Genomic DNA, 13994 nt, shown 5'->3' on the forward strand with positions numbered 1-13994 from the left:
ATAGATAATTTCACATTGCCGAAAATAAAAGGCAGATAGAAACGCCCGATTTCAGCTACGTTTCTTTGTTGCTGAAATCGGTGTTCTACCTGCATTAATATTGACGGAAAAACTATATAGCCTGTTGTACTTCAAACTGGCTGTTATACAGGTCCGCGTAGAATCCGCCTTTTTCTAGAAGCTCGACGTGATTGCCGCTTTCTATAATATCGCCATCCTTCATGACAAGAATCATATCAGCGTTGCGTATGGTCGAAAGTCTGTGTGCAATAACAAATGATGTTCTACCAACCATTAGCTTATCCATCGCTTCCTGAACTTTACGTTCCGTGCGTGTATCGACCGAGCTTGTCGCCTCATCTAGAATCAAGAGCGGTGCATTTTGGATCATGGCTCGCGCGATAGTAAGAAGCTGTTTTTGTCCTGCCGATAAGCTTGCTTGGTCATTCAATACGGTATTGTACCCATCGGGAAGCGTTCGTATAAAATGATGCAATCCCACTGCCTTACATGCGGTAATGACTTCCTCATCTGTGACGCCTTGCTTGCTGTATTTGATGTTTTCTTTGATCGTTCCCTCAAAAAGCCATGTGTCTTGCAGTACCATGCAAAATTGTTCATGTACGTTTTCTCTGGTGGTTTGATGCGTAGGTATACCGTCCATCAATATCTCGCCGCCATCCAGCTCGTAGAAACGCATTAAAAGGTTAATCATCGTCGTTTTTCCTGCGCCTGTCGGGCCGACGATTGCGACTTTTTGCCCTGCTCTGACCATTGCTGAGAAGTCGTGGATTATCGTTTTATCCTTATCGTAGCCGAATTTAACGTGTTTAAATTCTACATCGCCTTTGACATTAGCAAGTTTTTTTGCTTTTTCACTTTCATCTGCCATTTCTTCTTCTTCGAAAAATTCAAAGACGCGCTCGCTTGCGGCAGCGGTTCTTAACATCGTTTGAGCTGCTTGGGCTAACTGCGCAAGCGGCTGCGTGAACAGGCGTATATACAACATAAACGCAACGATTACACCAAAGGAAATAGTCCCGTTCATGGCAAGTACTGCTCCGACTACGCACACGGCTAGATAACCTAAGTTTCCAATAAAGCTCATAATAGGCATCATTAATCCCGACAGAAATTGAGACTTCCAGCCGCTGTCATAAAGCGTTTTATTAATTCCCTCGAATATCTCTTTTGCCGCCTTGCCACCGTTATAGGCCTTAACAACATTATGTCCCGAATAAACCTCTTCAATATGGCCATTAATTTCACCAAGGCCTTCTTGTTGTGCTGTAAAATGTTTCTTTGAATTTGACATGATCACCGTCATTAACACAAAACCGATAATGGTAGAACCGATTGCGGTCAACGCCAGAATCCAGTTCGTGTAGAACATCATAATCAGAGAGCCAACAAACATGGTTACTGCGCTGACCATTGTACCGATACTTTGATTTAACGTTTGTCCTATAGTGTCCACGTCATTCGTCGCGCGACTGAGTACGTCGCCATAGCTTGTTTTATCAAAGTATTTAAGCGGTAATTTATTGATTTTTTGAGAAATGCCGGTCCGCATATTTTTTGATATTTTGGCTGTTACTGTTGCCATAATGTAGTTTTGAACAAAGCTTAACAGCGCAGAGGACGCGTAGAAGAATACGAGTAAAATGGCTATATTCACAACGGCATCCATATCAATTGCACCTACGACAGGTTGCCCGTTGATTAGCGCGGGAAGCCCTTTGGTAATTTCATTGGTCATGTCTTTTAATTTATCCGGCCCTATGATTTGTAATACAGTACCAACAGCCGCGATGATGAGTGCAATCACAATGACAGGCATATAATTTTTACAATATAGAATCAATTTGCCCCATGTATTTTTGAAATCTTTTGGCTTTTCGGCTGGACCATGCATACCGGGAGGTCCCCCCATTGGTCCTCTGGCGGGTCTTCTACTTTCCATTTTCTCACTCATGATATCAATTCCTCCTCACTCAATTGTGACATAGCGATTTCCCTGTATACATCACAGTCGCGGAGCAGCTCCTTGTGAGTTCCATTTCCCACCACTTTGCCTTCATCTAATACAATGATTTGATCGGCGTCCATGATGGTACCAATCCGCTGAGCTACAATCATACTTGTCACACCAGCCGTTTCCTTTTTCAGCACGCTGCGTAATACACGATCTGTTTTATAGTCAAGGGCCGAAAACGAATCATCGAAGATATATATTTCAGGTTTACGGCAGACTGCTCGAGCAATCGCGAGACGTTGTTTCTGACCACCCGATACATTTGTGCCACCTTGTGAAATCAGCGCATTGTAACCATCGTCCATCTTTTCCACAAAGTCCGCGCCCTGTGCTATCTGTACGGCTCTTTTAACTTCATCTTCATTGTAACCGGCGCTTCCATTATCTCCATAGGCTACGTTGGAACTCACCGTTCCTTTGAACATGACTGCCTTTTGCGGCACATAGCCGATTTTATTATTAAGCGATTCAATGCTATATTCTTTTACATTCACGCCGTCAATCAGTACTTCGCCTTCAGTCACATCAAAAAAACGGGGTACAAGGTTGATAAGGGTTGATTTCCCGCTCCCGGTTGAGCCGATAAACGCGATCGTTTCACCTTGTTTTACTGTAAAACTGACATCCTCTATAACATAATCAGCCGCATCCGGGTACTTAAAGCTGACATGATTGAATGTGACCTCGCCTTTTAATCCCTGTAAGCCCTCAGTAACATGACCGTCTTTTATAGTCGGCTGCGTATCCAGCACCTCATTGACACGTTTTGCGGAAACGCTGGCTCTCGGAAGCATAATGAATATCATGACTAGCATCAAGAAGGCCATAATGACTTGCATCGCGTAGGATGAGAAAACAACCATATTGGAGAAAAGCGTCAATCGGTCCGTTGCTTCAGCCGCATTGATTAGATAGGCACCAATCCAATAAATTGCAAGGCTAAGTCCGCTCATAATCATACTCATAACCGGCATCATTACCGACATGGCACGGTTAGTGAACAAATTGGTGTAGGTAAGTTCTTCGTTAGCCTTTTCAAACTTTTGTTCCTGATAATCCTCGGCGTTATAAGCTCGAACTACGCGCAAGCCTGTAAGGTTTTCCCTAGCCACACGAGTCAAGTTGTCGGTGAGCGTCTGCATTTTTCTGAATTTCGGTAGGACGAATACCATAATAAACGCGACCAAGACCAGCAAAATCAAAACAGCTACACCCGTCGCAAGTGTCCATTCAAATCCTTTTCCAGCAATCTTTGTAACGGCCCAGACCGCCATGATCGGTGCTTTGATGATGATTTGTAATCCCATGGTGACAAGCATCTGAATCTGCGTAATATCGTTGGTGGAACGGGTAATCAGACTCGAAGTAGAAAAGCGGTTTATTTCCTCCATTGAAAAGGATTCGACCTTGTTAAATAGCAGACTACGAAGCCTTTGCGAGAAAGACGATGCAATCCGTGCTGCAAAAAAGCCAACCAGGATAGCGGACACAAGACTCCCAAGTGCACACAGGAGCATATAACCTCCGGCTTTCCAGATTTCACTCATCTCACTATCTGACGTTTGGACAAGCTGAGTAATTTCAGCCATGTAATCCGGTAATTTCAAATCAAGCCATACTTGCACGACAATGAATACAAGACTGATAACCGCTTGTATCCATTCCTTGGGCTTGAGATACTTGAAAATTCTTATCATGTACAATCCTCCTGTTTGTTAATACTGCTAAAATTAAATAGTGTTAGCTTTAAGAAGAATAAAAACGGTTACGTTCGGGGTAACCGTTGTTTATTTCCAATCTGTATCCTTAGATAATTCTGCAAATTTACTTGTAATACGGACAAATTCTACTGCGTCATCTTCACCTAAAAGACTGAGCAAAGTGGCCGTATCCTCCATAAGGAATTCATGGTGTTTTTCAGCCATATCTTTTCCAGCCTGAGTAAGCCCTATTATAATCCTTCTACGGTCGTTCAAGTCAATCTGACGGGTGATTAGCCCTTTTTTCTCTAAACTGTTTAGGGTAGCAGCTATCCTTGCGGAACTAATACCCATTATTTTGCTAATTTCACTAGGTACTATTTCACCTTCATGTTGGTAGACGGATTGAAGGACAAATAACTCACCCTGCATAGATTCGGTAATTCTTTTCTGCGGTCTTAACTTGTGAAACAAAAACATACTTTGAAGGTACTTTTCAGCTAGCTCCATGTAATTCATCATCTCACCATCTTTCTGCGCTAAATACTAACACTGTTAATAATATATGGGTGTTAGGCAGCGTGTCAAGAGATGTTCAAGGCAAGCTTTTATAACGGAAATACAACGGTAAATATGCTGCCTTTACCGGATTGACTTTGAACGCTAACGCTACCACCACAAAGTTCCACTATGCGTTTTACAAGTGGAAGTCCAAGTCCGTAGCCTGTTTTGGAATGAGAAGTATCACCCTGATAAAATTTATCGAAAATATGAGCTTTAGTCTGATCGTCCATGCCAGATCCGTCATCCCGAATAACAAACCGAATCTTGTCATTTTCATATGCAAGGGTAATATCTATAAAGCCACCTTTATTGGTAAATTTAATGGCGTTATCTAAAAGATTAAGCCATATCTGTTGTGTCAAATCTTCATTTCCGCTATAAATCACCTTATCTAAGTCCACATTTACGGTAATCTCTTTTGCAGACCATTTGGGCTCCATTAAAACGATTGACTTTCTAATTTGTTCATCCAGCCTGAACGGGGTTTTATCCACAACAATTCCAAGATTCTCGTATTTTGAAAGAGTAAGAACATTGGTGGACAGTGCTGCTAAACGCTCTGATTCCGTTATGATAATGTCAAGATACTCCCGTCGTTCTTCGTCTGAAAGATTATTTTCTTTGAGCAGTTTTGCAAAGCCACGTAAAGAGACGATAGGAGTTTTAAATTCATGGGAAAAGTTGTTGACAAAATCGCTTCTCAGTGTTTCAATGCTCGAAAGTTCTTGTGTCATTTTATTAAAGCTCTGTGACAATTCTTCCAATTCTCCAATGCCTTTTAGATCTACCTTAACGCTAAAGTCACCTCCAGCCACCTTATGTGTGGCATCAATTACCTTGCGGATGGGATTCAGCGCTTTTTTGCTGAGAAAGGCCGTAAGTGCAGTTCCAAGCAAAATGCAGAGACCAAAGAGTATAAATAACGGAATAATGTGATTTCCATTGCTCCCTCTCGTTTCCGGTGCAAAATGATCCGAAAGAGAAATAACTCCAATATGCTGCAATAGGACAACACTCCCTCCGATCAGCAGAAATGTTGACACCATAACACCGAACACAAACATCACCAATGTTATAGCAAGACTCAAGCGCTTCTTAAAAAATTCTTTCATGTTTTTTTAACCGCCTTATAGCCAAGACCCCGAACTGTAACAATCTCAAACTCTGACCAATCCCGAAATCTGTCCCTCAAGCGGTTTATATGAACATTAAGTGTGTGGTCATCGGTCTCAGACTCCACTCCCCAAATCTCATCCATAAGTTGAAGACGGGTAAAAATCATATTCGGATAAGAAAGCAGCTTAAATAATAGATAGAACTCTTTTTGTGGCAGTGTAATAACCTTATCTTCACGGGATACGGTCAGCGCATCATAATCAAGTACGACCTTGTCGACTGTTAACTTGTGTTCACTGGCAATCTTTGCTCTGCGAAGAAGTGCCTTAATACGAAGTATCATCTCCTGCTCATCTACAGGTTTTGTCATATAATCATCCGTACCAACAAGAAAACCCTTCCTTTTGTCCTTTGGCTCCTGCTTAGCTGTAACCATCAAGATGGGCAGATTCTCCCATGAAAGCCGGAGTTGCCGTGTTAACTCATAGCCGTCCATATTCGGCATCATTAAATCAAGTACTACTAAATCAAAGTGCTGCTGTTCCATTAAATGAAGTGCGATGATGCCGTCCTCCGCCCCGTATGTTTCAAAACCGTTCTGTTTTAAAACGGCGCACATTAACTTTCTAGTGTTAGTATCATCCTCTACGACTAATATTTTCAGCATATTCAATGCCTCCATTTACCCCTTATTATTGCCAATTTAAATTTTATCTTCAAAAAGTAAACTGAATATCAATTGCATCGATCCACCCAATTGATTTTCAGTTTACTTTACACTGCTACCCTATTGGTGCGCACAAAAAAATGGAGGAATGTTTATGCAGAAACTCAAACTGGAGAAAATAAAAAAAACATATAACAGTGGCGAAGTCGTTACAGCCTTAAAAGGTATATCACTTGGATTTCGTGAAAACGAACTTGTTTCCATACTCGGTCCATCAGGCTGCGGTAAAACCACACTTCTTAATATTATTGGCGGTTTAGACCGTTATGATAGTGGCGATTTAGTTATAAACGGCTTGTCCACAAAAGAATTCAAGAACAGTGACTGGGATGCTTACCGTAACCGTTCTATAGGCTTTGTATTTCAAAGCTATAATCTAATCGGACATCAAACGGTATTGCAAAATGTTGAAATCGCTATGACTCTATCTGGCGTATCCACTTCGGAAAGAAAACAACGGGCGAAGCAGGCTTTAACAGAAGTCGGGCTTGCAGAGCATTTGAACAAGAAGCCGAATCAATTGTCTGGCGGTCAAATGCAGCGTGTTGCCATAGCAAGGGCGCTTGTGAACGACCCCGATATTATCCTTGCGGATGAGCCGACCGGAGCACTTGACAGTCATACCAGTATTCAAGTCATGGATATTTTAAAGGAGGTAGCCAAAACCCGTCTTGTGATCATGGTGACACATAACGGTGAACTAGCAGAGGAATATTCAGACAGAATTATCCGTTTTTTAGACGGTGAAGTTCAGTCGGACAGTAATCCAATTGCGGAAGCTGAAACAGAAAAAGCATCCCAACAAACAGCCAAGGAACAGAAGTTTAAGAAAACCTCCATGTCACTGATAACAGCAACGGCGCTTTCCTTTAAAAATCTACTGACAAAACGCGGCAGAACGCTTATTACGGCATTTGCAGGAAGCATTGGCATTATCGGTGTTGCGCTTGTCTTGGCTCTTTCTAACGGACTGTCTACCTATATGAACAGTATGCAGTCTGATACACTGAGCAGCTTTCCCATCACCATCGGCACAGGCGAGCAAATCATAGATTTGACCGAACGTGGTCCTGGTGGTCTTGAAGGAAATAATGATGCTGCAGGATATACAGAATATCCGAAGGATAACGTTATGTACTCCTATGACAGTGAGAAAAACAGTACAAAGCATAGCAATATCATTACCGAAGATTACCTTAATTATATCGGAAAACTGGAAACTGAATTACCTAATGCAGTCAACAACATTTCCTATAGGCACGGAGTAAACATCAATTTATTGGCAAAAGGACAAGGCACAGCCGTAAAGTTTGAAACAACTTCAGCTCCAAGCGGTATGGGAATGATGATGGGTAACAACAGCACCTACTTGCAGGAGCTTCCTGAAAATAATGACTTTGTTTTATCTCAATATGATTTAATTGGTGAAGGAGGCAGGATGCCTGCAGGAAAAAACGAAGTCGTTTTAGTTGTTGATAAATATAACCGCATTGACAAAGCGTTTTTTGAGAAACTTGGTATTACTGAGGATACCGAAAATTATAAGCTGACCGATTTTATTGGCAAAACAATTTTAAAAGTAATACCGAATGATGATTACTATACTAGGAATGGCGATTTATTCACTGCGGCTGCGCCTACAGATTATGAAAAACTGTATGACAGTGATACCGGAACAAAACTCACAATTACCGGCATTCTGCGTTCCAAAGAAGATGTGTCAAGCAGCTATTTGTCACCGGGGATTGCATATACCACGGCTCTCACCGCAGATGTAGTTGAAGATGCGCAAAAGAGCGAAATTGCAACTGTCCAAAAAGATTCGGATAAGGATGTTATGCTTGGCACTCCTTTAGACAATAAGGCGAAGGATAATGCATTGATAATGCTTGGAGCTGATACCACTCCAACGGGTATCAATATTTATCCAAAAGTTTACGATAGCAAAGACAAGGTAAAGGAATACCTTGATCAATACAATGATGATAAATCAGACGATAATAAACTGATTTATTCTGATATGGCGGAAATGATTTCTTCCATAACAGGAACACTACTTGATACCGTAACTTATGTTTTGACCGGATTTGCTGCTATTTCTCTCTTGGTTTCCACAATTATGATCGGTATCATAACGTATGTTTCGGTAATTGAGCGCACCAAAGAAATCGGCATCCTTCGCAGTGTGGGTGCACGTAAAAAAGACATTTCAAGGCTATTTAATGCGGAAACGCTAATTATAGGATTCACGGCAGGAATGATTGGGGTAGGTCTTTCATATCTGCTTGAAATACCGATCAATACCATTATATCTAATCTGGCAGGAATCTCTGGAGTTGCAAACCTTAACCCGCTTCATGCAGCAGTGCTGGTTGCGGGAAGTATGATACTGACCTTAATTGCAGGATTTATTCCATCAAGAATGGCTGCAAAGAAAGATCCAGTTGTTGCACTTCGAAGCGAATAGCATTCTTTAAAGGCCGCTTACCTAGCACAAATAAAGGAGGACACATATTTTGACTATATGTGTCCTCCTTTTATTCAACTAAAGCGCCCAATAATGATGTTTGAGTTATTTGAACTCTACTCTTACCTTTGCTTAATCGGCATATAAAAATCAAGTATCAGTACTTTTTGTCCACGTTTTTGGGGGATTCCAAATCTTTGATCAGTATAAACTTCACATGAAAAGTAATTTTGCCAATCTACTTCATATCCATTTCGATGAATGGCTTCCATCATCAGTTGATGTGCATTTGGGTAAATATCATGCTCTTCGCCCTCAATCCATGTTTTTGCAATGGTGCAAGCTGGTATATCATATGCTGCATACCCATCGGGAACAGGTGTATTAGCTTTCATTAAAAAGCCGGCAACGTAAGTAAAGGTTTCATCCTCTTTATTGAAATCTCTTATGTACCCCTCATAACCATTCGGCGTTTCGGCAGGACAATATTCAGTCATGTTTTCAAGAATATCAAATGTGCCGTTGGAAAAGCATTGTTTCCACAACGATGGAATTGTTGGATATTTTGATGGGTAAATAGGATTAAAGTTTTCAATCTTGGTTCTAATTTCTTTTCCAACCATCTTGTACGGACCAAAATCAACAAATTCAATTTTTTTCAATTTGGCCATTGTCATCTTCCTTTCGAAGTAATAGGAATCCATAGTTCATTTTGAGGATGGTGTCCTGGAGGATAATAGCATTCAACTGCTGGTAAGTCTGCCAGTACATAATCTGATGTAGGAACCCAATCCGTATACAGACGCTTCCAAGCGCTTATGAGATCGGCAGGATTTTGGGCTTCAAATATGACCCATTGACTTTTAGGGAAATTCAGCTTTTCCATATCCGCAGGAGTTTCTTTTTCATATGGAACAGCCAAGTAATAGAAGAAAGCATCATTTTTACCCCAGTCACCTCCGGATAAAATACCCAGTATGCCTTTAGGTACTTTTTCAGAGTTTTCACCCATTAAACCAAGTAGTTTGTCACCAATGCCATTCTGTCGTGCTTCTTGCCAGATCTTAGGTATGGAATTGAACGCATGATCATTATTCACGCAATTTTTGAAACCTGCAGTTGAAAACCCAGGTTTTTTTTCAATTCTGTAGTTCATTTCTGTTCTCCCCGCAATCGAAATGTGGAAAGACATACGTGGATAAGCCTTCAGTTTTACACCTGATTTACGAGTTGATGTTGGTGAAATCCCGTGAAGTTCACGAAATGCTCGCGTAAATGAAGCATGGGATTTATAACCATATGTTTATGCAATTTCAATTACGCTTTTGTTGCTTTGCTGCAGCTCAAAAGCAGCAAGTGTCAGCCGTCTTCTTCTGATGTATTCAGAAAGCGTCACCTCTGAAATAAACGCAAACATTCGTTGGAAATGAGAATCCGGGCAACAAGCTGCTTTTGCAGCTAGCTTATAATCAATTTCACCAGTCAGGTTGTCCTCGATATAGTTAATTGCTGCATTCATTCGATCAAGCCAATCCATTAATGGTCCTCCTTCCATATAAAGTCTAGCAGAAAAATAAACTGCTGCTTTGCAGTTGTTGTACAAAATATGCAAAAGAAAGTTTACGCTTGCACTTATCTGTTTCGCAAATTGGAAATCGTCATTCCTTTCAGTACAATTAATTTCAAACATCGTATGATTCCAACCGAAGGGGCGATCACTTGCGTAAAGATACCAAAACCATCGGCGAAGTGGCCAAGCTGCTGGGCACAACCGTTAAAACCGTTCGTTATTATGACGACATCGCTCTATTGAAACCATCGAGCCACAGCGAAGGCGGGCATCGGTTATATACACCTGAAGATATTTCCCGTCTGCGGCTGATCACAACGCTGCGCTATCTGGATTTCGGCATTGACGAGATCCGCCAAGTAATGGCTGGAGAGATTCAGCTCTCTACAGCACTCGACTGGCAGATTGAAGCGCTGGAGACTCAGGTCAGTACTCTAACCAATATGATTTCAATCCTGCGCCAAGCCAAAGAGCATGATTCAACAGGAACTTCCCTGCATTACATGAATGAACTGGTCGACTCTTTATCCATGAATGCCGATAAGCGAAACCGGTTTATATCCAGTAAAATAGAAGAAATACAGGCGCTCGGTCAGTTGCCGGTCGAATGGCAGGATACCTTTTTATATTTGTTCAATAAATATATTATCAATGAAGTCAAAGTAACGGCTGGGCAGACCGTAGCTTGGAACGAACTGCAAGTGCTTATGAACGACACGCAGTACCTGGAGGAGCTTGTCCATTACGAGGAACGAAAAAGGCAGCTGTTTCTGCTGAACAGCTGCCTTACTTGGGTTGTCAGAATGGAACTGTCATATCCGCCTGACCTTATATGTTAATCACAGCGTTTATAGTTACACCAGGAACATTCGTTTACGGCGGTAGTGTTTCATCCCCCATGCTATATTCAGCGAGCATACCTAGATTTCCTCCTGCAAAACCCCCCACTACATTTATTTTTCGAGTATCTATCTTGTAGGTTGAATTGATCAAAACTAGACTTTCCAGAGTGATGATTTTATCGCAAATCTTAACGGGATTTTCCAAACCACATTTAATCCATCTGCTGAGTTTTGCTATTAAGATTTTAAGCCTTTATTCCATTGCTGTTAATTCGATGAAGCATTTCTGTTCGGCTATGCACTTCTAGTTTGTTATAAATATGATCTAAATGAGCTTTTACAGTATGAAAACTGATGTTATTTTGTTTAGCAATTTCTCGGTTCGTCAATCCTTTTTCTACAAGAGAAACAATTTCCCTCTCCGTCAATGTCAGTTTTAAAAGAAGGTTTTCTTTCTGACATCTTTTCGCCAATCGCCCTCGGTCAGAATTAAATTCTTGAGCTTTTAACGAATTGTGATAACTTAAGGCCAGATGTCGGGAGAATAGGCTAACTATCTCCTTATCACGCGGTGTAAAATCCCCCTCTTTTTTCTCTCTAAAGAGACCAAGGCCCCCAACAAGCCTATTATTGTAGCAAAGTGGAACTGCCAACTCGTAATAAAGGTTTTCTTTACGGAGAAAATCATTATAGTAAGTGGTTTGCTCATACTCATGCAAACTCATAATATCTTCAATCGACATTACTCCGGTAGTCCTCTTCCCGGGTTTACATACATCGCTAAATATATCAAAACGATCGTATACATTGGTATAACTATCACACAAGCTCTGTACTTTATTAATTCCAACAGGATCTCCTAGTTTATCGTGCTGATCAAGCGTAAGGAATGTAAGATGGTGATACCCTGAGCCTAATCGTCCGGCCAGAATTTCCAGTATGCTCTGGCGATACTGTTCGTTATAGTGATTCATCATAAAACACAAATCAAGGATCATCTGATAGTCTTCGATTGTAATATGTTCCATTATGCACCCACATCTCCTTTATCGCTTGTGAATAATATAACATAATATAGGTAATATTTCCGATGATGCTTCTTAGTCTTTAATCTATGCTAGAAGCAATTTAATGAAAGGTAGGTTAATAGAATGATTGAGATTAATATGAATAATAAAGTAGCTATTGTAACTGGCTCAGCAAGCGGTCTTGGAAAAGCCATCGCTCTAAGATTTGCACAAGCAGGAGCAGACGTGGTTGTCGCCGATCTTAATATAGAAAACGCATTAAAAACTGCTGAGGAAATTAAGAGCATGGGCCGTAAATCCATTGCGTTCCCGATTGACACTCGGGATTCAGAATCCTTCACCAAACTTATCGAAACTACAACTAAAGAGTTGGGCAAACTTGATTTCATGATCAATAACGCAGGTATTGGTATCATGAAACCGATCCAAGAGTTTACTACCAACGAAATAGATCTTGTCGTTGACATCGACTTGAAAGGTACTATTCATGGCTGTAAGGCAGCTCTTGCTTATATGGTGCCACGTAAATCAGGAAAAATTGTAAATCTCTCTTCCATTGCTGCAAAAATGGCTACTCCAGCATCAAGTATTTATGCTTCTGCAAAGGCTGGTGTAATGGCTCTGACTGCCGCATTAGCCAGAGAAGTCGCAGAATCAAATATTAATATTAATGCCATTCTCCCTGGCGTTGTTAGAACCGAAATGTGGGAGAAACAGCTTGATGCAATGGCTGGAGATGACGAAGAGACAAGAACAAAGGTATTTGCAAGTTTTACCGACATGATTCCACTCAAGCGCCCACAAGAACCAGTAGATATTGCAAACATGGCTCTTTTCTTATGTAGTGATCTTGCCAATAATATTACTGCACAGTCATTTGCCGTTGATGGTGGCGCTACCATTTAAGTAAAACACCGTGTTTTCCATCGCTATATTTAATAACATCATACGATGCCAAACACCCGATTCGTTAGAGGCTCAAGGAATTACACCGCCATATAAAAACCAGCCAAGCAAACAAGTATGCTTGACTGGTTTTGGCTTATTTCAAAAAAATAAATGATTAAATTGAGTTGGCTCCCGGCTCCAATCGTTGCACCCGCATCAAGTATGCAGTGACGTTTCTGTCATCATCGTACGGGTAATAGTAATTCAACCGTTCCGCAACCTCTTTGGACGTGCTGCGAAATAAATCCAGCAAGGCAAACAAGGCACGCCACACACCTTCATATGTCCCCTCCGGATAAGTGGACATTAATGCCAGCCAGTTCTGCTTTGACAGGTACTTTTCCAAGTACTTTCCATTTTTCCCGGTGCTGAGAGAGAAATTGGTGTCGATGCCAACCTTCCACTCAAGCATCTTGATCAGCATCGGTCTTAAATTCATGTTCAAGTGGTCCATTGCGTAAGTAATTTCTTGTCTCCACAAGCCTTTAGCCACATAGGTCGAAATCCACCAAAACTCGTTGCAGCAATCTGCGTAAAAAGCGGCTGACGGACGCCTCAACCAATAATCTTCATCAGATGGCGCCGGGAGATTCGGTAGAGATTGATCTTTATCCAACAGTACAATGGAAAGTTTGTCGCTGTTATTCCAGTTATCTTTTTTCTCGATTGGACAAAGGGTAAGGTCTATACGGTTGCCATCAGAAAACAACATTAGATAAGAGAAGTTGCCATCCAACTCGGGCGGGAACAAATCCATGTCTTCCGGCGTTTGCATAATGATCCGGCCTCCGAAGCAGTCCATCCAATTTTTGTCCATAATCAAAGAATCCATGTCTGTAACCATAAACACAATATCATAATCCTTAAACATATCTTTCGGAACGTTCGGATTCGTTCGTGATCCGTTCATCCCGACCGCCCGGACTCGCTCGTCATTACCTGCAAAGTCCAATATCAAATCCATCATTTCTTGTTCGCTTCTCATCTTGTTCCAACC

At 41.3% G+C, this 13994-nt stretch carries 13 protein-coding genes; 3 read left to right on the forward strand and 10 right to left on the reverse strand.

The window, feature by feature from the left end; translation table 11 throughout:
* Window positions 1-112: 112 nt before the first annotated feature.
* From EI981_RS14615 to EI981_RS14635, 5 genes are all read right to left on the reverse strand, one after another.
* Complete coding sequence (locus EI981_RS14615) at window positions 113-1975, reverse strand: ABC transporter ATP-binding protein (protein WP_126999310.1); 1863 nt, start codon at window positions 1973-1975, stop codon at window positions 113-115.
* Window positions 1972-3732: an ABC transporter ATP-binding protein gene (locus EI981_RS14620; RefSeq protein WP_126999312.1), complete on the reverse strand. Its 1761-nt coding sequence runs from the start codon at window positions 3730-3732 to the stop codon at window positions 1972-1974. The genes EI981_RS14615 and EI981_RS14620 overlap by 4 nt, the downstream gene beginning before the upstream one ends.
* A 90-nt stretch (window positions 3733-3822) precedes the next feature.
* Window positions 3823-4245 (reverse strand): MarR family winged helix-turn-helix transcriptional regulator, encoded by a 423-nt coding sequence (locus EI981_RS14625; RefSeq protein WP_162616182.1) that lies wholly within the window; start codon window positions 4243-4245, stop codon window positions 3823-3825.
* Window positions 4246-4343: 98 nt separating this feature from the next.
* Window positions 4344-5411: a HAMP domain-containing sensor histidine kinase gene (locus EI981_RS14630; protein WP_193556371.1), complete on the reverse strand. Its 1068-nt coding sequence runs from the start codon at window positions 5409-5411 to the stop codon at window positions 4344-4346.
* Window positions 5408-6082, reverse strand: a complete 675-nt coding sequence (locus EI981_RS14635) for a response regulator transcription factor (protein WP_126999316.1) — start codon at window positions 6080-6082, stop codon at window positions 5408-5410. The genes EI981_RS14630 and EI981_RS14635 overlap by 4 nt, the downstream gene beginning before the upstream one ends.
* Before the next feature lie 154 nt (window positions 6083-6236).
* Here EI981_RS14635 and EI981_RS14640 point away from each other — a divergent pair, with 154 nt between their 5' ends.
* Window positions 6237-8609, forward strand: coding sequence for an ABC transporter ATP-binding protein/permease (locus EI981_RS14640; RefSeq protein WP_126999318.1), 2373 nt, complete (start codon window positions 6237-6239; stop codon window positions 8607-8609).
* Window positions 8610-8731: 122 nt separating this feature from the next.
* Here EI981_RS14640 and EI981_RS14645 read toward each other — a convergent pair whose 3' ends face one another.
* The 3 genes from EI981_RS14645 to EI981_RS29660 form a co-directional block, all read right to left on the reverse strand.
* Window positions 8732-9280, reverse strand: a complete 549-nt coding sequence (locus EI981_RS14645; protein ID WP_126999320.1) for a GyrI-like domain-containing protein — start codon at window positions 9278-9280, stop codon at window positions 8732-8734.
* Window positions 9281-9282: 2 nt separating this feature from the next.
* Complete coding sequence (locus tag EI981_RS29655) at window positions 9283-9765, reverse strand: GyrI-like domain-containing protein (RefSeq protein WP_227011434.1); 483 nt, start codon at window positions 9763-9765, stop codon at window positions 9283-9285.
* Between the two features lie 147 nt (window positions 9766-9912).
* Entirely contained in the window at window positions 9913-10146 is a 234-nt protein-coding gene (locus tag EI981_RS29660; RefSeq protein ID WP_227011435.1) for a hypothetical protein, read from the reverse strand.
* Window positions 10147-10328: 182 nt separating this feature from the next.
* Here EI981_RS29660 and EI981_RS14655 point away from each other — a divergent pair, with 182 nt between their 5' ends.
* The gene (locus tag EI981_RS14655) at window positions 10329-11018 is read left to right on the forward strand and encodes a MerR family transcriptional regulator (protein WP_126999322.1); all 690 of its coding nucleotides are present in this window, start codon (window positions 10329-10331) and stop codon (window positions 11016-11018) included.
* Between the two features lie 248 nt (window positions 11019-11266).
* On the opposite strand, the gene EI981_RS14660 is transcribed toward EI981_RS14655, so the two are convergent.
* The gene (locus EI981_RS14660) at window positions 11267-12049 is read right to left on the reverse strand and encodes a LuxR C-terminal-related transcriptional regulator (RefSeq protein ID WP_126999324.1); all 783 of its coding nucleotides are present in this window, start codon (window positions 12047-12049) and stop codon (window positions 11267-11269) included.
* A gap of 123 nt (window positions 12050-12172) precedes the next feature.
* Between EI981_RS14660 and EI981_RS14665 the strand changes: the two genes are divergently transcribed.
* Window positions 12173-12955 (forward strand): SDR family NAD(P)-dependent oxidoreductase, encoded by a 783-nt coding sequence (locus EI981_RS14665; protein ID WP_126999326.1) that lies wholly within the window; start codon window positions 12173-12175, stop codon window positions 12953-12955.
* A gap of 157 nt (window positions 12956-13112) precedes the next feature.
* On the opposite strand, the gene EI981_RS14670 is transcribed toward EI981_RS14665, so the two are convergent.
* Window positions 13113-13982 carry an aminoglycoside 6-adenylyltransferase gene (locus tag EI981_RS14670; RefSeq protein ID WP_126999328.1) on the reverse strand — a complete coding sequence of 290 codons (870 nt, stop codon included), beginning with the start codon at window positions 13980-13982 and terminating at the stop codon, window positions 13113-13115.
* Window positions 13983-13994: the final 12 nt, after the last annotated feature.

Source organism: Paenibacillus lutimineralis, from assembly GCF_003991425.1.
Lineage (GTDB): Bacteria > Bacillota > Bacilli > Paenibacillales > Paenibacillaceae > Fontibacillus > Fontibacillus lutimineralis.